This is a genomic window from Micromonospora sp. NBC_00860 (genome assembly GCF_045207375.1).
GTDB lineage: Bacteria > Actinomycetota > Actinomycetes > Mycobacteriales > Micromonosporaceae > Micromonospora > Micromonospora vinacea.
The window spans coordinates 743,118-766,409 of sequence record NZ_CP108825.1; the positions used below are offsets into that span (position 1 = coordinate 743,118).

The following is a 23,292-nucleotide window of genomic DNA, read 5'->3' on the forward strand; positions in this document are numbered from 1 at the left end:
TGGGACGTCGCCCCCTCTGATCATTCGTTGATGAGCTGAGTCAACGCCCAGCCTGGGACGGTTCAATGCGTTCTCGCGGTACGAGTATCCGCACCAAGGTTGTCGCCCTGCTGCTCTCCCTGATCGCGCTCTGGATGTTCGCGGCCTGGGTGACCCTGCGTGACGGCTTCAACCTGCTCGGTGTCCAGTTGCTCAACAGCAAGGTCTACACGCCGAGTGAGCCGCTGTTGCAGGAGCTCCAGGTGGAGCGGCGGTTGACCCAGGCGTACCTGAGCAACCCCGAGGCCGCGCAGCGGACGGCGCTTGAGGCCGAGCAGCGCAAGACCGCCGAGTTGGCTGCCGACTTCGCCGCCTCGGTGCGCAACTGGCAGGTCGACATCGCCGGCAGTTCCGCACTGGACACCCAGCTCGGTATGACGATCGCCCAGGTCAACGCGTTGGAGCAGACCCGCGCGGAGGTGCTGGACCGCAAGATCGACAAGATCGCCGCCGCTGAGGCGTACACCGGCGCGATCGAGTCGATCTTCCAGATCTACGACGTGACGGGCAGCCTGGACGACAAGCAGATCGCCGGCGAGGCGGCGGCCCTGATCCAGCTCAACCGGATGAAGGAGCTGATCTCCCAGGAGGACGCGCTGCTCAGCGGCCTCTTCGGCAACGGTCGGATGAGCGGCGCCGAGTACGCCCGCTACGTCGCGCTGGTCGGCTCGGAGCGGTTCCTCGGTGAGGAGACCCGGGTCCGGCTCGCCGACGCCGACCAGCGCCGTTACCAACAGCTCGTCGAGGGCGAGGCGTTCACCCGGCTGCGTGCCGTGCAGGACAGCATCATCCGCGAGGGTCGGCCGTCGACCCAGCTGCCGGTCGACGCCGAGCAGTGGCGGGGCACTGTCGAGCCGGTGCTGGCCGAGGTGAACGACGCCGTGACCGCCGGCGGTGAGGGCATCGTGGGTAGGGCCACCGGCGTGGCAGTGATGGTCGTCGTCCGACTGGTCCTCGCCACCGGCCTGGGTCTGCTCGCCGTCATCGCCTCCGTCGTGGTCTCGATCACCACCGCACGGAACCTGCTGCGCCAACTGGACCGGCTGCGGGAGGCCGCCTGGCAGCTCGCCGACGAGCGGCTGCCCCGGGTGGTGGAGCGGCTCGGGCGCGGCGAGGAGGTCGACGTGGCCACCGAGGCGCCCCCGCTGGAGTTCGGCACCGACGAGATCGGCCAGGTCGGCAAGGCGTTCAACGCCGTCCAGGAGACCGCGCTGCGGACCGCCGTCGAGCAGGCCGACCTGCGGCGCAACGTCCGCGAGGTCTTCCTGAGCCTGGCCCGACGCACGCAGGCGCTCGTCCACCGCCAGCTCACCCTGCTCGACGCCATGGAGCGCCGCGAACACGACGCCGAGGAGCTGGAGGACCTGTTCCGGGTCGACCACCTGGCCACCCGGATGCGCCGCAACGCGGAGAACCTGATCGTGCTCTCCGGCTCCACCCCCGGTCGGGCCTGGCGACGCAACGTCCCCATGGTCGACGTGGTGCGCGGCGCCGTGGCCGAGGTGGAGGACTACACCCGGGTCAACGTGCTGCCGCTCGGGCCGGTCTCGCTCGCCGGCCGCGCGGTCGGCGACGTCATCCACCTGCTCGCCGAGCTGATCGAGAACGGCCTGTCGTTCTCCCCACCACACACGACCGTCGAGGTCCGCGGCCAGCTGGTCTCCAACGGGTTCGCCATCGAGATCGAGGACCGGGGCCTCGGCATGAGCGAGGAGGACCTGGCCGCCGCGAACCACCGCATCGTCGACCAGTCCGAGCTGAACCTCGCCAACGCCGCCCGCCTCGGGCTCTACGTGGTGAGCCGGCTGACCGAACGGCACGGCGTGCGGGTACGGCTCAAGGAGTCCGCGTACGGCGGCACCACAGCTGTCGTGCTGATCCCCCTGGAACTGGTCACCGAGGCCGACGCCTCCCCGGAGGACTCCGGCTCGTTCCGGGCCGGCTCGGCCATCCCGATGCCGTCGGCGCCCGCCACGGACAGCGGCCGTCCGGCGTCTCTCGCACCGGTCGCGCTCGCCGCACCGACGACCACCGCGCCGGAGGTGGCGGTGACCGCGCCGGTGGCGGTGCCGGCCGACACCACTCCAGCGACGACTGACGAGGAGGCCGAGGCGGACACCGTTCTTCCCACCCGACAGCGGACCACCCCGGCAACCGGCGCCCCAGACCTGCCCACCCGCGCCCGGCGCGGCCCGGCCCAGCCAGCCCTGGAAGCCCCGACCGTGCCCACCGGCCTCCCCGCCGTCGACCGCACCCGCGCGGAGGCCCCCGACGGCGAGCCGACCCCGGCCGGCGACGGTGGTCCGATGCCCGCCCGCGCCGAGGCGGAGCGCACCGACTCCGGCCTGCCCGTCCGGGTCCGACAGGCGAACATCGTTCCCGAGTTGCGAGACGACCCGGCGGTGTCCGAGACCGACGACGAGGATGTGGTGCGCCCACCGGAGCAGGTTCGCCGGATGATGAGCTCCTACCAGACCGGCACCCGGCGTGGGCGGACCGACGCGGCTCGGCTGCTCGGGGGCGCCTCCAGCGCCCCGGCGGCGGCGACGCCGGCCGAGCCGACCGACGAGGATCCACAAGCGACCTGACCGAGCACCGACGACGCGGGTTTCCGCGCGGTGTGACGGTCAAGCCCCAGACGAACACGGCGCACAGCCGGGCGAGAAGAGGACGACGAAGTGACCCAGAAGACGGCTTCGAGCGCCGACCTGACGTGGTTGCTGGATGACCTGGTGGGCCGGGTGAAGCAGGCCGAACATGCGGTCGCGCTCTCCACCGACGGCCTCTTGATGGCCTCCTCCCAGGGGTTGAGCCGGGACGACGGCGAGCACCTCGCAGCGATGGCGGCCGGCATCCAGAGCCTCGCCCGAGGCGCCGGCAAGCGTTTCGGTGGCGGGCAGGTGCAGCAGACCATCATCGAGATGCAGTCGTCGTTCCTGTTCGTCACAGCGGCCGGCCGCAACGCCTGCCTGGCGGTGCTGGCCACCGAGGACGCCGACGTCGGCCTGATCGCCTACGAGATGGCGATGCTGGTCACCCGGGTCGGCAAGTACGTCGCATCGCCGTCGCGCGGCACTGATCAGCAGGTCGGCGAGAGGTAACGGCGATGACCGTGCAGGGGGAGTCCGCAGACCATCAGTGGGTGGATGACCACGCGGGTCCGGTGGTGCGTCCGTACGCGGTGACGCGTGGGCGGGCCCGCCCGGTCACCGGAACATTCGACCTGATCTCCCTGGTCACGGCGACCCGAGCCGAGGTCACGCCCGAGGTCGGTCTCGGTCCCGAGCATTTGGCGATCGTCGGGCTGTGCCAACGCATACAGTCCGTCGCCGAGATCGCCGCCCATCTCGACCTGCCGGTGGGCACCATCCGGGTGCTTCTCGGTGATCTGGCGGCCCGCAGCCTGGTGCAGGTCCGCGAGCCGCAGACCACGGCCGGTCTTCCCGACAACAGCATCTTCGAGGCGGTAATCAATGGACTACGGGCACTCTGACCGGCCGGCGGGAGCGACGCCACTGCCCACCGCGATCAAGATCCTGGTCGCGGGCGGCTTCGGCGTGGGCAAAACGACAATGGTTGGTGCGGTCAGCGAAACCCGGCCGTTGCGCACCGAGGAGGTGCTGACGGAGTCGGGGGTCGGCATCGACGACCTGTCCGGGGTGGAAGGCAAGACCACCACCACAGTGGCCATGGACTTCGGTCGGATCACCATCAGCGACGACCTGGTGCTGTACCTGTTCGGTACGCCGGGGCAGGACCGGTTCTGGTTCGTCTGGGACGAGTTGGCGTTGGGGGCGATCGGCGCGGTGGTGCTGGCCGACACCCGCCGGCTCGCCGACTGCTTCCCCTCGATCGACTACTTCGAGGGTCGGGGGACGCCCTTCGTGGTGGCGGTGAACTGCTTCCAGGGCGCCCGGCAGTACCGGCTCGACGAGGTGCAGGCCGCGCTGAACCTGGACCCGGGTGTGCCGGTGCTGCTCTGCGACGCCCGGCAGCGCGAGTCCAGCAAGGAGGTGCTCGTCACGCTGATGGAGCACGCCATGAAGACCCGCGAGGCCCGCCGCCGCGCCGCCAGCGGAGACTGACCAAAGTTTTTCGGGGGAGGGTGTCCGGAACACCGCCGGCCGATCGTCATGCTGGCGATACCCCGAGAAACCAGGGAGCGACCAGATGAAGTACATGATGTTCGTTTGCAGCGACACCGAGCCGGACACCGACCCCACCGAGCTACCCGACATCCACAAGTGGGTGGCGGAGAACGACTCTCGGGGCCGCCGCCTGACCGGCAACGTTTTCGCGTCGCCCAGCGCGGCCACCACCGTCCGTGTTCGCGACGGTGAGCTGCTCGTCTCCGAGGGGCCGTTCGCGGAGACCGCCGAGGTCATCGTGGGCTTCGACCTGCTCGACTGTGCCGACCTGGACGAGGCGATCGAGGTGGCCCGCACCCACCCGATGGCCCGCGAAGGGCGACTGGAACTGCGCCCGTTCGCCGACCTGTCCGACTGACCGGGATGTCCACCCCGCAGCGCCGGCCGGTGCGCACCCCGGCACCGGCCGGCGCGGCGGCGGCCGTCGCGGCCGCCAGCGTCGAGTCGTACCCCCGGATCGTCGCGACCCTGATCCGGGTGACCGGGGACTGGGCGTTGGCCGAGGACTGCGCCCAGGAGTCGTTGGCCGTCGCGCTGGAACGGTGGCCCGCCGACGGTGTGCCGGACAACCCGGGCGGCTGGCTCATGACGGTGGCCCGCAACCGGGCGATCGACCTGCTGCGCCGGGCCACAGTGGAGCGGCGCAAGCTGCACGACCTGGCGCTGCTCACGCCGGACGACGCGTCGCCGGAGCCGGAGGTGGGGCAGGACGTGGTGGACGACCGGCTGCGGCTCATCTTCACCTGCTGCCACCCGGCGCTGGCGCTCGAGGCCCGGGTGGCGTTGACGCTGCGGACGGTCTGCGGCGTGCCCACCGCCGACATCGCCCGCCTCCTGCTGGTCAGCGAGTCGACGATGACCCGCCGGCTGACCCGGGCCCGCACCCGCATCGCCCAGGCCGGCATCCCGTACCGGGTGCCGAGCGGGCCGGCGCTGACCGAGCGGCTCCCCGGCGTCCTCGCCGTGCTGTACCTGCTGTTCACCCGGGGCTACGTCGCCGACGGCGAACCGGCCTTCGCCGACGAGGCGGTCCGGCTGGCCCGGCTGCTGGCCCGGCTGATGCCCGACCAGTCCGAGGTCGCCGCGCTGCTGGCGCTGTTCCTGTTCCAACACTCCCGTCGGGACGCCCGCCGCGACGCCGCCGGCAACCTGCTCACCCTGGAGCGGCAGGACCGCGACCGGTGGGACCGCGCCGCCATCGCCGAGGGCCTGGCCGCCCTCGATCGGGTACGCCACGACGGGCCGTACGCGTGGCAGGCCCGGATCGCCGCCTGCCACGCCACCGCCGCCTCGGCCGACGACACCGACTGGCCGACGATCGCGCGGGCCTACGACACGCTCGCCGATCTCCGCCCCTCACCGGTGATCGCGCTCAACCGTGCGGTGGCGCACGGCTACGCGTACGGGCCGGCCGCCGGGTTGGTAGTGCTCGACGCGGCGCGCGCCGGGGGCGGGCTGGACGGCTATCCACTCACCGTGGCGGTGGAGGCCGACCTGGTGGCCCGGCAGGGCGACCGGCTGCGCGCGGCCGGACTGTTCCGGGAGGCGGCGGCAGCGGCCGGGTCGACCGCCGAGCGCCGAGCGCTGCTTGAGCGTGCCGACGACCTCGCCCGTTAGCGGAGCGGTCGCACGCCGTCAGGAGCGGTACGTCGGTCATCTGGACCGGCACCGCCTCGTCGATCATGGAGTTGTGGTGGGCAACAAAGCCCCCGTGAACTGCCAAACCAGGCACCACAACTCCATGATCGACGGGCCGGGTCTGTCCCCGCTCCGCGATCTTGCATTTTCTGTCCCGGCACAAGGGGCATCCCGCCCATGTCGACGACCGAAACCGCAAGATCGGCGCGATCTTCTCGCTCGACGTGGGCGGATGGGAGTCAGGCCACCAGGATCGGTACGTCGTACTTCTGGATTCGGTCGTCCCGGGTGACCAGGGTCAGCCCCTCGTGCAGGGCCTGCGCGACCAGCATCCGGTCGAAGGGATCCCGGTGGATCGCCGGTAGCCGACCAGCCACGATGGCGTGATCGTGGCGGATCGGGAGTTCCCGCAGTTCGGCGTCACGGAGCCGTTCGGCGAGGTCGGCCGGGCCGGCCAACTTGCCCAGCGACTGTTTGATCGCGACCTCCCACAGCGTGACCGGGCTCAGGTACACGTCGGGTTCGGTGTCGATGCGGTCCTTGATGTCCGCGGCGAGGACCGGATCGTCGGTCAGCCACCAAAGCACCACGTGCGTGTCGAGCAAGAGCCTCATCCGGACAGCCCGAAGTCGCGAGCCACCTCGTCGTTGACCTCGTCGGAATCCCAGTCACCGGTGAGATCCAGCGCACCGCGCAGAGACCCGCGACCGGTGCGTGTCGTACGACGAAGAGGAATGACCTTGGCGACCGGGTTGCCGGCCCGGCTGATCACGATCTCCTCGCCGTGCTCGACCCGTTCGATGATGCGTGACAGGTTCGTCTTCGCATCGTGGATGTTGAACTGCGCCGCAGCTTCACCGGCCACCGTGCCACCTCCTTAGCTAAGAGGTTAGCCCGTGGCGGGGCCCGGTACGAGGAGCGACCCGGGAACGACGCAGGCTCCCTCCCGCCGAGGGCGGGAAGGAGCCTGGTGACGTCGGTACGTCAGTTGGCGATCATGCGGCGCAGCACGTACTGCAGGATGCCGCCGTGCCGGTAGTAGTCCGCCTCACCCGGGGTGTCGATCCGCACCACGGCGTCGAACTCCACGCCGGTGTCGGTGCTGACCTGCACGGTGCGCGGGGTCTCACCGTCGTTCAGGGCGGTCACCCCGGTGATGGTGAACGTCTCGGTGCCGGTCAGGCCGAGCGACTCGGCGGTGACGTCCACCGGGAACTGCAGCGGCAGCACGCCCATCCCGATCAGGTTCGAGCGGTGGATCCGCTCGTACGACTCGGCGATGACCGCCCGGACGCCCAGCAGCATGGTGCCCTTGGCCGCCCAGTCCCGCGACGAGCCCGAGCCGTACTCCTTGCCGGCCAGCACGACCAGCGGGATGCCGGCCTCCTGGTAGGCCACCGAGGCGTCGTAGATCGAGGTCTTCTCGCCGGTGAGGTGGTTGACGGTGAAACCGCCCTCCACCCCGGGCACCAGCTGGTTGCGCAGCCGGATGTTGGCGAAGGTGCCCCGGATCATCACCTCGTGGTTACCGCGGCGGGAACCGTACGAGTTGAACTCGTGACGCGGCACGCCGTGCTCGGCCAGGTACGTGCCGGCCGGCGAGTCCGCCTTGATCGCGCCAGCCGGCGAGATGTGGTCGGTGGTCACCGAGTCACCCAGCTTGGCCAGCACCCGGGCGGCGGAGATGTCCACGACCGGGCTCGGCTCCTGCTGCATGCCCTCGAAGTACGGGGGCTTGCGCACGTAGGTGGAGTCGTTTTCCCAGGCGAAGGTGTCGCCGGTCGGGGTCGGCAGCGACTGCCACCGTTCGTCGCCGGCGAAGACATCGGCGTACGCGGCGCTGAAACCGGTGGCGCCGATCGCCTGGGCGATGACGTCCTGGATCTCGGCGCTGTTCGGCCAGATCTCGCGCAGGTAGACCGGGTTGCCCTCGGAGTCCTCACCGATCGGCTCGTTGGCCAGGTCGATGTCCATGGTGCCGGCCAGGGCGTAGGCGACCACCAGGGGCGGCGACGCCAGGTAGTTCATCTTGACGTCCGGGTTGATCCGGCCCTCGAAGTTCCGGTTGCCCGAGAGCACCGAGACGACCGACAGGTCGTGCTCGTTGACCGCGGCGGACACCTCCTCGGGCAGCGGGCCCGAGTTGCCGATGCAGGTGGTGCAGCCGTAGCCGACCAGGTTGAAGCCGAGCTTGTCCAGGTACGGCGTGAGGCCGGCCCGCTCGTAGTAGTCCATGACGACCTTCGACCCGGGTGCCAGGGTGGTCTTCACCCACGGCTTGCGGGTCAGGCCCTTCTCCACGGCGTTGCGGGCCAGCAGCGCGGCACCGATCATCACCTGCGGGTTGGACGTGTTGGTGCAGGAGGTGATCGCGGCGATCACCACGGCGCCGTGGTCCAGCTCGTACTCGACGCCGTCAGCGCCGGTGACCCGGACCGGGTGGCTGGCCCGGCCGCCCGCGCCCACCGCAGCGGTCTCCAGGTCACGCGGCTCGTCGGCCGGGTCGCTGAACTCGTTGGCCGGCGGGTCGCTGGCCGGGAAGGACTCGGCGCTGGCCTCGTCGGCCGGACCGTTGGCGCCGCGCGGCAGCTCCTCGCGGGGGACACCCGGCTTGAGGTCACGCTCACCGACGGAGTCGTCGGCCACGTAGTCGGTCAACGCGGAACGGAACAGCGTCTTCGCGGCGCCCAGCGGCACCCGGTCCTGCGGGCGCTTCGGGCCGGCGAGCGACGGCTCGATGGAACCCAGGTCCAGCTCCAGGCGCTCCGAGTACTCCGGCTCGGCGTCCGGGTCGTGCCAGAGGCCCTGCTCCTTGGCGTACGCCTCGACGAGCGCGACCTGCGCGGCGTCGCGACCGGTCAGCTCCAGGTAGCGGATCGTCTCCGCGTCGATCGGGAAGATCGCCACGGTGGAGCCGTACTCCGGGGACATGTTGCCGATGGTGGCCCGGTTGGCCAGCGGCACGGCGCCCACGCCGGGGCCGTAGAACTCGACGAACTTGCCGACCACACCGTGCTTGCGCAGCATCTCGGTGATCGTCAGCACCAGGTCGGTGGCGGTGGTGCCGGCCGGCATCTCGCCGGAGAGCTTGAAGCCCACCACCCGGGGGATCAGCATGCTGACCGGCTGGCCGAGCATCGCGGCCTCGGCCTCGATGCCGCCGACGCCCCAGCCCAGCACGCCCAGGCCGTTGACCATGGTGGTGTGCGAGTCGGTGCCGACCACGGTGTCCGGGTACGCCTGGCCGTTGCGCTCCATGATGGTGCGGGCCAGGTACTCGATGTTGACCTGGTGCACGATGCCGGTGCCCGGCGGGACGACCTTGAACTCGTTGAACGCGGTCTGACCCCAGCGCAGGAACTGGTAGCGCTCCTTGTTGCGCTCGTACTCCAGCTCGACGTTGCGGGCGAACGCGTCCTCGCGACCGAACAGGTCGGCGATGACCGAGTGGTCGATGACCAGCTCGGCCGGGGCGAGGGGGTTGACCTTGCTGGCGTCGCCGCCCAGGTCACGCACGGCCTCGCGCATGGTGGCCAGGTCGACCACGCAGGGCACGCCGGTGAAGTCCTGCATCAGGACCCGCGCCGGGGTGAACTGGATCTCCACGCTCGGGGCGGCGGTGGAGTCCCACCCGCCGAGCTGGCGGATGTGGTCGGCGGTGATGTTCGCGCCGTCCTCGGTCCGCAGCAGGTTTTCCAGCAGGATCTTCAGGCTGTACGGCAACCGCGCGTGGCCGTCCACCTTGTCGATCTTGAAAATCTCGTAGCTCGCGTCTCCGACGCGTAGCTGGGTCTTCGCACCGAAGGTGTCGAGGCTCGCCACGTCGTACTCCTTCACACCAGCGACCGTGAGTAGTCCTGAGCAGTCTGTCGCACCGGCCGGGGTGCCGCCGAGGTTAGGTGACACTTACCCGCCGATTCCGCTTCCAACAAAACCGTACGTCCGTCTTGCTATATGCGCAACCTGGCGTCAGGGTCGGGGCGGCCCACGACCACGGCGCGTCGTCAGATCGGCGGGGTAGGGTCGGGGCCGATCGGAAGGGGTGCCGAGTGATTGACGTTCAGCACTGGCTCTCGGCACTGCCCCCGGGCGTGGTCTACCTGCTCGTCGCCGGGGTGATCGGCGTGGAGAGCATGGGCGTCCCGCTGCCCGGCGAGATCGTCCTGGTCAGCTCCGCACTGCTCGCCGCCACCGGCGTGGTGGAGCCGGAGTGGGTGGCCAGCGCGGCGGCGTTCGGGGCCATCGCCGGCGACTCGGTCGGGTACGCCATCGGCCGACGCGGCGGTCGTCCGCTCCTCGCCCGACTGGGCAGACGGTTCCCCAAACACCTGGGCCCGGCGCAACTCGCCCGTGCCGAACAGAGCTTCGCGCGGCATGGCGTCTGGGCGGTCTTCTTCGGTCGGTTCGTGGCACTGCTGCGGATCCTCGCCGGGCCGCTCGCCGGTGCGCTGCACGTGCCGTACCGCCGCTTCCTGCTGGCCAACGCGGCCGGCGGGTTGGTCTGGGCCTTCGGCACGACGTACCTGCTCTACTCGGTCGGCCGGGCGGCCGAACACTGGCTGAAGGACATCTCCTGGGCGGGGTTGGTCCTCGCTGTGCTCGCCGGGCTCGGCAGCACCTGGTGGCTGCGCCGACGCGCCCACCGCGTCGAGTCGGCCGACGGCGTCTCTGGCGTGGAAGCCGCCGAGGTGGCTTCCGGTGGTCAGTCTGTTGGGGCGGCTTCGGGCGGTCGGTCTGTTGCGGTGGCCTCCGGCGGGAAGGCGGCTGTGGTGGCCTCCGGCGTTGAGCCGAGCCGCGCGGGCGACTGACCTGGGCATGCCGAAGGGCCGGACCCCGTGGTGGGGTCCGGCCCTTCGGTGTGGTGCTGGGTCAGCTGGTGGCGTAGCCGCGGGTGGCGATCCAGTCGGCGAGGTGCTCGACGGTGACCTCGTAGGAGGCGGTGTTCGCATCGGCGGAGTCGGCGATCTTCACCACGTTCCCGCCGTCGCGGTAGCCGACGACGCTGATGTAGTGCCCGCCCTCGAAGGAGTGCACGCCGCCGTCGGTGTCGACGCTGGTGCCGGCGATGTTGGCGACCACGGCCCGGCCGTCGTCAACGGTCTTGACGATGTCGGCGCGCAGCCGGTCGGTCTGCTTACCGTCAGCGTCGGGGCTGGAGATCTCCACGCTGTGGTAGGCGTCGTTCTTACCGGTCTCCTTGTTCAGCACCGGGGTGATGTCGTTGATGGAGTTGGTGCCGGCCTCGGTGGTGCCCATCTCCTTGGCCATGGCGTCCACGCTGATCTCCTTGCCCTGCACACTCAGGGCGTTACGCGTGGCGGCCGGGCCGCAGTAGTAGAAGTTCGGCTGCGCCTCGTAGCGCACACCGAGCTGACGCTCACCGGCGGGCTTGCGGTCGGTCTGGGTCTGGGTGGCCGGCTTGGCATCCGACGCGGCGTACGCGGCGGTCACCGGTCCGGCGATAGCCCCACCGGTGAACGCGAGGCCGGCGGCGGTCAGAGCGGTCTTACGGATCAGATCGGTACGCATGATGGCGTGCTCCTCTGCATCGGGGGAACCGCACGGCAGTCAACGGGGGTGCGTGCACGTGCGGGGGAAGCTTTTGCCCGGCGACCCGAGGGGGCCGGCGTCGGGACATGGTGTAACCGTTCGCGGTAGCGGTTCATTCCGCCGGGTCGGCCGTTGTGGTGCTCGGCCGTGCCGGGGGATGTAACCGAGGCGGCCTGCCAGGTGTTCCCGGCGGCTGCCGCGCCCCACGACCCGACGGTCGCGGTGGCATGCCAGGTATAACGACCCCGACCCGCCGCCGATTCCACCGTCGGGGTGGCCCCGACCACCCGACACTCGGGGTTAAACCGGACAAGCACCCAGCCGGAGAAACGGACATGGCGGTCAGGGCGGCGTGATCCACTCGGGTTCACGGAAAACGCGGTGTCCGGGTGCCGGGGATACCCCGACATCATGGAAGCCGAGTGGATCAAGCCGGTCTGCGCCGTTGGTGCACCCGACCCGACCCGACCCGACCCAAACCGACCCAGCCCCGAACCCACCGCCCTGTCTGAAACCCACACCACGCCGCTCCGCCCCAAGATCCGCGCAACGTCGGTGAAAGTGCTGCCTCGGCACGCCGTGAGGCAGCACTTTCACCGATAGTGCGCAGATCGTGGACATGCCACACCCCGGGTGCAGATCGCCATGCGCGCAGGCCCACTTCGGGGTGAAAACACCACGCGAACCCAGCCCAAGATCGTGCTCGATCCAGGAAACAGGGCCTTCCCCATGCCACAAGGCCACTACAACAAGGATCGAGCACGCTCATGCGGGGTCGCGACACCTGGATCGGGCAAGTGTCGCCGACCGGCGAGCCGGTAGCCCGTCGGCGCGGTGCGCCCTGCGGCCTTCGCTGGTCTTGCCCCTTCCGCGGCCTTGGTCATGCGGCTGGCCGAAGCGGGCCGAAACCGGGGCGAACGGTCAGGTTGTGGCGAGTAGTTCCAGGACGGCGTCGCGGGCGGCCAGTACGGCTGCCTCGGACTGCGGGCCGGGGTTGAGGATGTCGAAGGAGTGCTGCCCGTCCGGCACCTCGATCACCCGCATCGGCCAGTCCTGTGCGGTCGCCGCGGGGAGGAACGCGTCGATGCCGGCCAGGACCGGTGGGATGTCCTGGCCGGCCCGGGTCAGCACCAGTGGCACGCCCGTGCCGGCGCTGAGGGCTTCGACCGGCAGGAACCGAGCGGGCATCGCCGACAGCTCGGACACCTGGTAGCTGACCAGCGCGGTGACCACGCCGCTCGCGGCGAGCAGCGCGCCGTAGCCGCGGTAGAGCAGCCAGTCGCGAGGGTCGGGCGCGTCGGGTGGCAGCGGAGCGCCGTGCACCACCACGACGGCGGGAGCGGGACCGGTGTGGGTGGGCAGGTGCAGGTCGACGTTGCCGTGTCGTTCGACCGGCGCGGCCGGGGTGGACAGGACGAAGGGTCGTTGTGCGACGGGCGACGTCGTGGCCTGATCGTATCGATCATCGACCTGCCCGGTTGACCCAAACGATTTACAAGGGACAGCGGGTCAGGCCAGATCGCCGGGCTTCGCGGCGTCGCCGGCCTGGGCGTGCCGCTCCAGGAGTCGCTGCCGGATCTCCTCCGGGGTGTACGCGCGCCGCCGCCGTTCGGCCCGCGCGATGACCACACCGGACGCCGCGACGCCGGCGAGCCCGGCCAGCCCGAGAACCTTCCACCACCGCATTCGTTGCCGCATCGGCCTAGGCTAGACCCTCATGAGCATCAGCCTGGATGAGGCCGTCGAGTTGACCCGCACCGGTGACGTGTGGGTGTTCCGGGGTCGCAGCGTGCCGGACCGGGCGATCCAGTTCACCACCAACAGCCCGGTGAACCACGTCGGGATGGCGGTGGTGCTGGACGACATGCCGCCGCTGATGTGGCACGCGGAGTTGGGCAGGTCGTTGCCGGACCTGTGGTCGGGCAGCCACCAGCGTGGTGTCCAGCTGCACGACCTGCGGGACGCGGTCTGCGTCTGGGCCAACCGGTACGGCCAACGGGCCTGGCTGCGGCAGCTCGACCCGCCTGTCGACGCGGAGATGGAGCGGGCGGTGCTGCGGACGATCGCGCGGCTGGACGGTACGCCGTTCCCGTCGACCGCGCAGTTGGCGTGGCGCTGGGCCCGTGGTCGGGTGCCGGCGCTGCCGCGCCCCGGCCGGCTACCCAACCTGCCGCACCTCGGTCGGCTGTCGGCGTTGTCGCGCCCCGGCCAGCCGACACCCCGACCGACCCCGACCGACCAGGCCGACCGCGCCAACTCGACCGACCGCGCCGACCGCGCCCGATCGGCGGGGGAGCGGGACCGGGCTTTGGAGACGGCGTACTGCGCCGAGGTGGTGGCCGTGACCTACGAGGCCATGGGGTTGTTACCGGCGGGCCGGCGTCCGAACTGGTACGACCCGGGGCGGTTCTGGAGTGGGGACGACCTTGGTCTGGCCGCCGACGCCCGGTTGGGTTCGGAGATCGAGGTGCGGGTGCCGCCGCGTTGAGGTTTGACCTGTGCGGTGACCGGCAATTGCTGTGACCGTGAACGCCTCCACGGATCTTGACACGTTGGCCGACTTCTTCGACCGGTACGGCGTGGCGTTGACCTCCGGCGACCTGCCGGCCATCGCCGGTTGTTACGCCCTGCCAGGGTTGGTGGTGGCCGACACCTACAGCTTCTCGTTCACGTCCGCGGCGGCGGTGGCGCTCTCCTTCGTGGGCGCCGCGCCGGACTACCAGGACCGGGAGTTGGTAGCGGCGCATGCCCGGATCGAGGATGTGCAGCCGGTCTCCGCGCTGCTGACGATGGTGGCGGTGGAGTGGGAGTTCCTGGACAGTCGGGGGCAGGCGGTGCCCGGGGAGCGGTACCGCTACCTGCTGCGTATCTCGGATGACGGTCCACTGATCTGCACTGTCGTCCGGACGGGCTGACCGACCGGGGCCGGTCGGCCCGATCCGTACCCGCCCGGTTTCCGGTCCGTGCGGCGCTGGCTACGCTGTCGCGTCGGTGGGGGACGAGGGGAGACCTGATGGCGGTGCGGCCGGATGGTGCGGCAGTTTCGCGGGCGGCGCGGGTGTTGGCGTCGGTGCCGTGGATCGTGGTGCTGCTCGGCGTGTGCGCGCTGGTGGTGCTCCTGGTGATCGCACTGTTGTCGTTCCGGACCAGGGAGCGGGACGCCCCGCCGCAGGCCGCGCCTCCGGCGTTCCTGCCGACCGTGCCGGCCGCCGCGTCGGCCACCGGTGGGCCGACCCCGGCCGGTGTGGAGCGGCGTTCGGTGTCGCCGCGACCGTCTCGTAGTAGTCGGACACCGTCGCCGCGGGCCACCGCGGCCGGCTCGCCGACTCCGGGGCGGACGAGCGTCCTGATAGCGCCGACGGCACCGGCGGACGACACGGTCAATGCTCGGTACGAGGTCGGTACGGACGGCTGGGACGGAGACGCGGCGGTGCTGTCGATCGCCAACGAGTCGAGTCAGTCGGTGGACTGGCAGGTGGAGTTGGCGTACGACGACGACACGTGGGCTCTGCGAGTGGGTGATGACTCGGGCGTCTCGGTGCGGGGGCGCGGAGACGGGGAGTTCGTGTTGCGCGGCACCCGTTCGCTGGGACCGGGTGACTCTCGGACGGTGCGGCTGCGCGTCGGCTGGGGTGAGTCGGCGGAACGGCCGCACAGGTGCACGATCAACGGGGTCGACTGCCGGATCGGCTGATCTGGGAGCCGGCTCGCTGGCACTGAGGCACCGCGCCGCCAAGGCTTTCCGGCCCGGGCGTCGATCGCTACGCTGCCCGGACGGTCCGCTGAGGGAGGTACATGTCCGGCATGCGCCGCGTTCCGCGCCCGCCGCACGGTCCGGTCGCGATCGCCACGTCGCCCTGGATCGTGGTGGGCGCCGGTGTCGTCGTGATGGGGGTCCTGCTCTTCGTGGCCCTGGGCGCGTACCGGGGACGTAGCCCCGCGCCGGACGGCGCGCGGCCGCCGGCGCTGCCGGTGCCGTCCGCGGTGGTGGCGCCGAGCGCGCCCACGTCGGTGGCGTCACCAGTGCCGGCGCTGCCGGGGATATCCGGCCGTGCGAGTGGGCTGCCGCCGAGCGCCGCGTCCGGTTCACCGTCGGCCGACCCGACGGTCGGTTCGAGCGGGAGGCCGACGGCGACGCGGTCGCCGAGTCGGGCGTCGTCGGGTCAGCCGGCGATGACCGGGCGGTACCGGGTGGTGCAGAGCTTCGACGGGGGTTTCATCGGCGAGGTGGCGATGGTCAACGAGTCCGCGCGGAGCCGTGGTTGGACGGTGCGGTTGGAGTTCTCCGGCGGACGGCTGGTGACGGCCTGGGTGGAGGGTGTCCCGCAGGGGACGATCCGGGAGAGCGACGGCGGCTTCACGTACGTCAGCGGGGTCGAGGTGTCGCCCGGCGGTTCGGTGTCGCTGCGGTTCCACATGGAGCGGGCGTCCAGCAGCCCACGGGAGTGCACTGTGGACGGGGTGCGCTGCGACGGTCTCTGAGCGGTGCTTCCGCAAGGATGCTGCTTTGTTGCGACCATGTTTGCAAGGTATTGCAGAATGTTTCGGCAAGGGTTAGCGTGCGGCCAATCAGCGACCAGAGGAAGGCGTCGATGAAACCCCCGCCGATACCGCGCACCGCCCTGCTGGCCCTTGCCTCCCTGCTCACCGTCACGCTCGTCGGCGCTCCGGTCGCCGTACGTCCCGCCGCCGCGGGCCCCCAACCGTCCGACGGCGCCCCACTCGCGATCGGCGGCGCAACCCAGTGGCGTGCCGAACCCACCGCCGAGGCGCTGCTCAAGGCCGGCGGCAGCTCCGCCCGGGCCGAGCAGTTCTACTTCGTCCTGCCGGACCGGTTCGCCAACGGAGACCCCCGCAACGACAGGGGCGGTCTCAGCGGCGACCGACTGCGGACCGGCCTCGACCCCACCGACAAAGGCTTCTACCACGGCGGCGACCTCAAGGGCGTCATCGACAAGTTGGACTACATCCAGGGGATGGGCACCACCGCCATCTGGCTCGCCCCGATCTTCAAGAACCGGCCGGTGCAGGGTGCCGGCAACGACGTCTCGGCCGGCTACCACGGCTACTGGATCACCGACTTCACCCAGGTGGACCCGCATTTCGGCACGATGGAGGAGATGAAGCGGCTGGTCAAGCTCGCCCACCAGCGCGGCATCAAGATCTACCTCGACGTGATCGTCAACCACACCGCCGACGTCATCAAGTACGCCGAGGACAAGTACGCGTACGTGGACAAGGCGACCTCGCCGTACACCGACGCGCAGGGCCGGGCGTTCGAGGACCGCAACTACGCTGACGGCAGCCGCGCGTTCCCGCCGGTCGACAAGGAGTCCTTCCCGTACACGCCAACGTTCGCCGAGCCGAAGGACGCGAGCGTCAAGGTCCCGGCCTGGCTGAACGACGTCACCATGTACCACAACCGGGGTGACTCCACCTTCGCCGGTGAGAACAGCGAGTACGGCGACTTCTTCGGCCTCGACGACCTGTGGACCGAGCGTCCCGAGGTGGTCCGGGGCCTGACCAAGGCGTACGGGGACTGGATCGGCGCGACCGGCGTTGACGGGTTCCGGTTGGACACCGTGAAGCACGTCAACATGGATTTCTGGCCGCAGTTCAGCCAGGGCATCGAGCGGGCCGCCGAGAAGGCCGGCAAGAAGGACTTCTTCATGTTCGGCGAGGTGTACAGCGCCGACCCGGAAATCAGCTCCAACTACGTCCGGCAGGGTGGCCTGCCAGCCACCCTCGACTTCGCCTTCCAGGAGGCCGCGCGGGGCTTCACCGCCGGCGCCGGCTCCGCGAAGGCGCTCGCCGACGTGTACGCCCGCGACGACCTCTACGCGGCCCGGAACACCGACGCCGGCCGGTTGACCACCTTCCTCGGCAACCACGACATGGGCCGGATCGGTTCGTTCATCGCCGGTGGTGGCAGCGACCCGGCCAGCCACCTGCGTCGCGACCAGCTCGCGCACCAGTTGATGTTCCTGACCCGTGGCCAGCCAGTGGTCTACTCCGGCGACGAACAGGGCTTCACCGGCCCGGGCGGGGACAAGGACGCCCGCCAGGACATGTTCGCGTCGAAGGTTTCCGACTACCTCGACGACGACCTGCTCGGCACCGACCGCACCCACGCCAGCGACCAGTTCGACAGGGCCCACCCGCTGTACCGGACCATCGCCGACCTGGGACGGCTGCGCCAGGCCCACCCGGCGCTGCGCGACGGTGTGCAGGTCACCCGGTACGCGGCCGACGGGCCGGGCGTCTTCGCCGCCTCCCGGATCGCCCCGGCCGACCGCACCGAGTACGTGGTGGCAGTGAACAACGCCGACACCGCGCAGGCTGTCACGGTGGACACCTGGTCGGCCGGCGCCACCTTCACCGGCATCTACGGCGGCTCGGAAGACGAACAGGCCGGCAGCAACGGCGAGCTGAGCCTCACCGTGCAGCCGCTGTCGGCGGTGGTGTACCGCGCCGGCAGCCCCATCGCACCGGCGGCCGACAAGCCGACCATCACCATCAGCAGCCCGGCTCCGGACGCGCCGGTCGCCACCCGGGCAGCGGTCAACGCCCGGGTGACCGGCGACCCGCTGGCCACCGTCACCGTCGCGGCCCGCGTGGCCGGCGGCCGGTGGACGCTGCTGGGCAGCGCCGACCACGCCCCGTACACGGTGCAGCACGACCTGACCGGACTGGCCGGGGGTACCCCTGTCGAGTACAAGGCGGTGGTCCGCGACGGCAGGGGCCGTACCGCCACCGCCCGGTCCACCGCCGTCGTGGGCACCCCGCCGCAGGGCAGCTCGCGGGAGTGGGCGGTGGTGCACTACCAGCGCCCCGCCGGTGGGTACGACGACTGGGGGCTGTACGCCTGGGGCGACATCGACCCGGCGTACGTCACCGAGTGGCCGAAGGGGCAGCCGTTCGCCGGGGAGGACTCCTACGGCCGGTTCGCCTGGGTGAAACTCAAGCCGGGTGCCACGTCGGTGAACTTCCTGGTGGTCGACAAGGCTGGTACGAAGGACGTCGCCCAGGACCGCAGCATCGACGTCACCCAGACCGGCGAGATCTGGCTCAAGCAGGGCGACCCGGCGATCTACCCGAGCAGGCAGGCGGCCACCGGTGAGCCGGACCCGTCGGTCGAGGAGGGCACCGCCGTTCTGCACTACCGGCGGGCCGACGGCAACTACGACGGCTGGGGCCTGCACCTGTGGGACGGCGCGGCCAACCCGACCGAGTGGTCCGCCCCGCTGCGGCCGACGTCCGTCGACGCGTTCGGGGCGGTGTTCCGGGTGCCGCTGGCGGCCGGTGCGACCGGCCTGAACTACATCATCCACCAGGGCGACACCAAGGACCTGCCCGACGACCAGCGGCTCGACTTCGCCAGCGCCGGCCGGGAGGTGTGGCTGCTCGCCGCCACACCGGGCCGTCTGCTGCCGTCGACGGCCACCACCGCCAGCGGAGACACCGACATCAGCAAGCAGAAGGCGCACTGGATCGACAGGTCCACAGTGGCGTGGCAGACCCCGCCGACCGACGGCAGGACGTACGCGCTGGTCGCCGCACCCACCGGCGGGGTCAGCGTGGTCGACGGCGAGCTGACCGGCACGTACACCACGTTGCCGCTGCGGGCGCAGCGCAACGGGCTCACCGAGGCCCAACGCGACAGGTTCCCGCACCTGTGGTCGTACCGTGGCTTCGCCCTGGACCGGGCGGACCTGGCCAAGGTCCCGGCGGCGCTGCGGGGGCAGCTGCTGGTCACCGAACGCGACGCCGAGGGTGCGCTGCTCGCCGCGACCGGCGTGCAGATCCCCGGCGTGCTCGACGACGTGTACTCCCGGGCGGCCGACGCCACCCTCGGGCCCACGTTCGCGGGCCGGACGCCGAGCCTCGCGCTGTGGGCGCCCACCGCCGGCAGCGTGCGTCTGCAACTGTTCGACTCGCCCACCGCCGCGCCGAAGACGGTGCCGATGCGCCGCGACGACCGCACCGGCGTCTGGTCGGTGCGCGGCGACCGCTCCTGGACCGGCAAGTTCTACCGGTACGAGGTGCGGGCGTGGCAGCCGGCGGCGCAGCGGATGGTCACCGCGTCGGTCACCGACCCGTACTCGGTGGCCCTCGCCGCGGACTCCACGCACAGCCAACTCGTCGACCTGAACGACGCGGCGCTGGCCCCTCCCGGGTGGCGCACGCTGCGGAAACCGCCGCCGGTGCCGCCCGCGAAGGCACAGATCACCGAGCTGTCAGTGCGGGACTTCTCCATCGCTGACGACACAGTGCCGGCCGAGCGGCGGGGAACGTTCCTGGCGTTCACCGATCCGAAGACCGCCGGGATGACCCACCTGCGGGCGCTCGGTGACGCCGGGGTCACCCACCTGCACCTGCTGCCGGCGTTCGACTTCGCGACGATCCCCGAGAAGCGGGCCGACCAGCGCCAGCCGGCGTGCGACCTGGCGGCGCTCCCACCGGACTCGGCCGAGCAGCAGAAGTGCGTGGCGGCGGTCGCCGAGACCGACGGCTACAACTGGGGGTACGACCCGCTGCACTACACAGTGCCCGAGGGCGGCTACGCCGTCGACCCGGTCGGCGCAGCGCGGACCACCGAGTTCCGGCGGATGGTCGCCGGGGCGAACGACGCCGGGCTGCGGGTGGTCATGGACGTGGTCTACAACCACACGTCCGCGGCCGGCACCGACGCGAAGTCGGTGCTCGATCAGATCGTGCCCGGCTACTACCACCGGCTGCTGGAGGACGGCACAGTGGCCAACTCCACCTGCTGCGCCAACACCGCTCCCGAGCACGCCATGATGGGCAAGCTGGTGGTCGACTCGCTGGTCACCTGGTCCCGGCAGTACAAGGTGGACGGCTTCCGCTTCGACCTGATGGGCCACCACCCCAAGGCGAACATCCTGGCCGTCCGGGCGGCACTGGACCGGTTGACAGTCGCCCGCGACGGCGTGGACGGCCGGTCGATCCTGCTCTACGGCGAGGGCTGGAACTTCGGTGAGGTCGCCAACGACGCGCGTTTCGTGCAGGCCACCCAGGCCAACATGGCCGGAACCGGCATCGGCACCTTCAACGACCGGCTGCGCGACGCGGTGCGCGGTGGTGGACCGTTCGACGCCAACCCCCGGGTGCAGGGTTTCGCCTCCGGGCTCTACACCGACCCGAACGGCGACGCGGTCAACGGGTCACCGGCCGAGCAGAAGGCCCGGCTGCTGCACGCCCACGACCTGATCAAGGTGGGGCTCACCGGCAACCTGCGCGGCTACCGGTTCACCGACACCGCCGGGCGGCAGGTCACCGGGGAGCAGGTGGACTACAACGGCTCCCCGGCCGGCTACACCGCCGCACCGGGGGAGGCCGTCACCTACGCCGACGCGCACGACAACGAGATCCTGTACGACGCGTTGGCGTACAAACTGCCGCAGGCCACCACCGCGGCGGACCGCTCCCGGATGCAGGTGCTGGCGCTGGGCACTGTGGTGCTGGGACAGGGCACCGGGTTCGTCACCGCCGGCACCGAACGGCTGCGGTCGAAGTCGCTGGACCGCAACTCGTACAACTCCGGTGACTGGTTCAACCAGATCCGCTGGGGCTGTGAACGGGGCAACGGGTTCGGCGCCGGTCTGCCGCCCGCGCCCGACAACGAGGACAAGTGGTCGTACGCGAAGCCGCTGCTGGCCGACCCTGCGCTGGTGCCGGACTGCGCGGCGATCAACACCACCGACGCCCGGTACGCCGAGTTGCTGCGCATCCGGGCGTCCTCGCCGGTGTTCGGTCTGGCTACCGCCGAGCAGGTGCAGCGGCGGGTGGCGTTCCCGCTCTCCGGTGCGCAGGAGACGCCGGGGGTGCTGACCATGACCCTGGACGCCGGTGGGCTGGGCGGGCCGTGGAGGTCCCTGACAGTCGTCTTCAACGGCACCCCGTCGGCGGCCAACCAGACGGTCACCGGACTGCGCGGAGCGGACGTGGCACTGCACCCGGTGCTTGTCGACTCGGCCGACCCGGTGCTGCGTACCGCGGCGTTCGACACGGCCGCCGGCACGTTCACCGTACCGGCGCGCAGCGTGGCGGTATTCGTCCAGAAGTGACGTGAACCGGCCCCCTTCCGCGTCTCGCGGAAGGGGGCCGGTCCGTTGTGCTGGCGCTACGCCGTCGTCACCCGAGGGTGAGCGATCAGGCGAAGCAGTTGTCGATCGTGCCGCCCGGGATGGCCAGGCAGTTGGTCGGACGGTTCGCGGTGATGGCGGACTTGTCGTCCACGTTCACGTCTCCGAAGAAGCTGAAGACACCGCCCGGCTCGAAGGTGGAGAAGTTGTGGGCGACCTTCGTCTTCGACAGGTTGACCTCGCCGAAGATGTTGAAGATGCCGCCGCCGACCCCGATCGGGCCGATGGCCCGGTTGCCGACGACCTCGCTGTCGCGCAGCGTGGTGACGCTGCCGACGTTGAAGAGCCCGCCGCCGAAGAAGCCGGCGGTGTTGTCCTTGATGCTGCTCTTCTCGAAGGTGGCCACGCTGTCGAAGGCGATGGCCACACCGCCACCGACACCGGCGGTGCTGTTCTTCTCGATCGTGGCGTGGTGCAGGTTCAGCTGGCTGTCAGCTGCGGCGATACCGCCACCGGCGAGAACCGCGGTGTTCGAGACGAACTTGCTCTCGTACGCCGTGGTGTTGCCTTCGATGTCGAGGTAGCCACCACCGAAGCCGAGCGTCTCGTTGTCGGTGATCTCGGCCTTCTTGAGCTCGACCGTACCGCCGTCGACGTCGTCGGCGAAGATCCGCGCAGCGCCGTTGGAGATACCGCCACCACCGATGATGGCGGTGTTGTCCTTGATCTTCGACTCCTCGACCTTGAGCAGGCCGGCGTTGAACACACCGCCACCGAAGAAGAAGGCGGTGTTACGGGTGACGGTGCTGTGCCAGATCTTCGTGGTGCCGAAGTTGGCCACGCCACCACCGTTGCCGCCCGACTGGTTCAGGACGACCTCGGACTCCAGGATCTCGGCGGTGCCACCCGGCTGGACCAGGATTCCGGCGCCGTCGGTGGCGTCCGGGTACTCCACGAGCGGCGTGACGACACCCGCCTTCGCGGTCGGCGCGGCCTTGGGCGTCACCTTCGGCGTCGCCGTCAGGCCGGCCTTCGGGTTGGCCTGACGGGCGGTGAGCGCCTGGTTCAGCGGGACGCCCGCCTTCACCTGCGCCGCGATCGCCTCGGAGTCCGAGTACGACGCCCAGACGGCCGCCGGCTCGACGCTGTTGAACCGTTCGAGGGTTTGGCCACCCTTGATGGTCAGGCCCTTGATCGTGAGGTGACCACCGGCGCCGACGTTGAGGATGCGGAAGTAGTCCGCAGTGGCTTCCCGAGAGATCGTGGTGTGCTCGCCCTTGAGCGTGATCCGCTCGGTGATGACCGGCAGGCCGTTGCCCTGGTAGTCGTTGCGGCTCAGGTTGTAGGTGCAGCCCTTGGCCAGCTCCAGCACACCGCCGTGCTTGTTGTTGGCGAACACGATCGCCTGAATCAGCTTGTCGGTGTCGCAGGGCACCTCCTTCCCGCGCTCGTGGTCCTTGTCCCGGTCCTTGTCCTTGTCCTTGTCCTGGTCCTTGTTCCGGTCCTCGTCCTTGTCCCAGTCGCGCGCCTCGTCACCCCGCTGGTCGCCGTCCTTGCTGACCTGCGCGGTGTTCCAGTTGAGGCCGACCGCTCCGGCGCTGCCCGCGACGCCCACCGCCGCGAGACTGATCACGCCTGTCAAACCGGCCACGCCACTGGCGAGCCAGAGCTTGCGGCGGCTCTTGGCCGTCGCCCGCCCGGAGGCTTCTTTGTTCGTTAGGTAGTTGGACATCGGAGCTCTCTGCCCTCTCCTCGTACCAGACAGGGTCGCCGCCGTCAGACGGGTGTCCCCTGCTACAAATCGGTTGTAG

At 70.5% G+C, this 23,292-nt stretch carries 19 protein-coding genes; 12 read left to right on the forward strand and 7 right to left on the reverse strand.

The window, feature by feature from the left end; genetic code table 11:
* The first annotated feature begins 65 nt into the window (after window positions 1-65).
* The 6 genes from OH804_RS03540 (at window position 66) to OH804_RS03565 (ending at window position 5,804) form a co-directional block, all read left to right on the forward strand.
* Window positions 66-2,627 carry a nitrate- and nitrite sensing domain-containing protein gene (locus OH804_RS03540; protein ID WP_406062699.1) on the forward strand — a complete coding sequence of 854 codons (2,562 nt, stop codon included), beginning with the start codon at window positions 66-68 and terminating at the stop codon, window positions 2,625-2,627.
* 90 nt (window positions 2,628-2,717) lie between these two features.
* Window positions 2,718-3,140, forward strand: a complete 423-nt coding sequence (locus OH804_RS03545) for a roadblock/LC7 domain-containing protein (protein ID WP_030337269.1) — start codon at window positions 2,718-2,720, stop codon at window positions 3,138-3,140.
* Window positions 3,141-3,145: 5 nt separating this feature from the next.
* On the forward strand, window positions 3,146-3,532 hold the full coding sequence (locus tag OH804_RS03550) for a DUF742 domain-containing protein (RefSeq protein ID WP_030337267.1): 387 nt from the start codon (window positions 3,146-3,148) through the stop codon (window positions 3,530-3,532).
* Window positions 3,513-4,124 carry an ATP/GTP-binding protein gene (locus OH804_RS03555; RefSeq protein WP_366338967.1) on the forward strand — a complete coding sequence of 204 codons (612 nt, stop codon included), beginning with the start codon at window positions 3,513-3,515 and terminating at the stop codon, window positions 4,122-4,124. The genes OH804_RS03550 and OH804_RS03555 overlap by 20 nt, the downstream gene beginning before the upstream one ends.
* An 85-nt stretch (window positions 4,125-4,209) precedes the next feature.
* Window positions 4,210-4,545, forward strand: coding sequence for a YciI family protein (locus OH804_RS03560; RefSeq protein ID WP_196924374.1), 336 nt, complete (start codon window positions 4,210-4,212; stop codon window positions 4,543-4,545).
* A 5-nt stretch (window positions 4,546-4,550) separates the two neighbouring features.
* Window positions 4,551-5,804: an RNA polymerase sigma factor gene (locus OH804_RS03565; RefSeq protein WP_406062702.1), complete on the forward strand. Its 1,254-nt coding sequence runs from the start codon at window positions 4,551-4,553 to the stop codon at window positions 5,802-5,804.
* A gap of 260 nt (window positions 5,805-6,064) precedes the next feature.
* Here the strand turns inward: OH804_RS03565 and OH804_RS03570 are convergent, their stop codons facing one another.
* The 3 genes from OH804_RS03570 to OH804_RS03580 all read right to left on the reverse strand — a co-directional run bounded on the left by OH804_RS03570 (window position 6,065) and on the right by OH804_RS03580 (window position 9,662).
* Entirely contained in the window at window positions 6,065-6,439 is a 375-nt protein-coding gene (locus tag OH804_RS03570) for a type II toxin-antitoxin system VapC family toxin (protein WP_406062704.1), read from the reverse strand.
* Complete coding sequence (locus tag OH804_RS03575) at window positions 6,436-6,690, reverse strand: type II toxin-antitoxin system Phd/YefM family antitoxin (protein WP_030491531.1); 255 nt, start codon at window positions 6,688-6,690, stop codon at window positions 6,436-6,438. Before OH804_RS03575 ends, OH804_RS03570 begins: the two co-directional genes overlap by 4 nt.
* A 119-nt stretch (window positions 6,691-6,809) precedes the next feature.
* Complete coding sequence (locus tag OH804_RS03580) at window positions 6,810-9,662, reverse strand: aconitate hydratase (RefSeq protein ID WP_406062706.1); 2,853 nt, start codon at window positions 9,660-9,662, stop codon at window positions 6,810-6,812.
* A 212-nt stretch (window positions 9,663-9,874) separates the two neighbouring features.
* Between OH804_RS03580 and OH804_RS03585 the strand changes: the two genes are divergently transcribed.
* The gene (locus OH804_RS03585; RefSeq protein WP_406062708.1) at window positions 9,875-10,633 is read left to right on the forward strand and encodes a DedA family protein; all 759 of its coding nucleotides are present in this window, start codon (window positions 9,875-9,877) and stop codon (window positions 10,631-10,633) included.
* Window positions 10,634-10,694: 61 nt separating this feature from the next.
* Here OH804_RS03585 and OH804_RS03590 read toward each other — a convergent pair whose 3' ends face one another.
* The 3 genes from OH804_RS03590 to OH804_RS03600 all read right to left on the reverse strand — a co-directional run bounded on the left by OH804_RS03590 (window position 10,695) and on the right by OH804_RS03600 (window position 13,073).
* Complete coding sequence (locus tag OH804_RS03590) at window positions 10,695-11,354, reverse strand: C39 family peptidase (protein WP_406062710.1); 660 nt, start codon at window positions 11,352-11,354, stop codon at window positions 10,695-10,697.
* 942 nt (window positions 11,355-12,296) lie between these two features.
* The gene (locus OH804_RS03595; protein ID WP_406062712.1) at window positions 12,297-12,698 is read right to left on the reverse strand and encodes a hypothetical protein; all 402 of its coding nucleotides are present in this window, start codon (window positions 12,696-12,698) and stop codon (window positions 12,297-12,299) included.
* 186 nt (window positions 12,699-12,884) lie between these two features.
* Window positions 12,885-13,073 (reverse strand): hypothetical protein, encoded by a 189-nt coding sequence (locus tag OH804_RS03600; RefSeq protein WP_406062714.1) that lies wholly within the window; start codon window positions 13,071-13,073, stop codon window positions 12,885-12,887.
* A gap of 19 nt (window positions 13,074-13,092) precedes the next feature.
* On the opposite strand from OH804_RS03600, the gene OH804_RS03605 reads away from it, so the two are divergent.
* The 5 genes from OH804_RS03605 (at window position 13,093) to pulA (ending at window position 21,463) form a co-directional block, all read left to right on the forward strand.
* Entirely contained in the window at window positions 13,093-13,863 is a 771-nt protein-coding gene (locus tag OH804_RS03605; protein ID WP_406062716.1) for a hypothetical protein, read from the forward strand.
* A gap of 37 nt (window positions 13,864-13,900) precedes the next feature.
* Window positions 13,901-14,290 (forward strand): hypothetical protein, encoded by a 390-nt coding sequence (locus tag OH804_RS03610; protein WP_112675108.1) that lies wholly within the window; start codon window positions 13,901-13,903, stop codon window positions 14,288-14,290.
* 98 nt (window positions 14,291-14,388) lie between these two features.
* Window positions 14,389-15,069, forward strand: coding sequence for a hypothetical protein (locus OH804_RS03615; RefSeq protein WP_406062718.1), 681 nt, complete (start codon window positions 14,389-14,391; stop codon window positions 15,067-15,069).
* A 101-nt stretch (window positions 15,070-15,170) separates the two neighbouring features.
* Window positions 15,171-15,857: a cellulose binding domain-containing protein gene (locus OH804_RS03620; RefSeq protein ID WP_406062720.1), complete on the forward strand. Its 687-nt coding sequence runs from the start codon at window positions 15,171-15,173 to the stop codon at window positions 15,855-15,857.
* 110 nt (window positions 15,858-15,967) lie between these two features.
* Window positions 15,968-21,463, forward strand: a complete 5,496-nt coding sequence (gene pulA / locus OH804_RS03625) for a pullulanase-type alpha-1,6-glucosidase (protein ID WP_406062722.1) — start codon at window positions 15,968-15,970, stop codon at window positions 21,461-21,463.
* An 85-nt stretch (window positions 21,464-21,548) separates the two neighbouring features.
* Here the strand turns inward: pulA and OH804_RS03630 are convergent, their stop codons facing one another.
* Window positions 21,549-23,213 (reverse strand): hypothetical protein, encoded by a 1,665-nt coding sequence (locus OH804_RS03630; protein ID WP_406062724.1) that lies wholly within the window; start codon window positions 23,211-23,213, stop codon window positions 21,549-21,551.
* Window positions 23,214-23,292 lie beyond the last annotated feature (79 nt).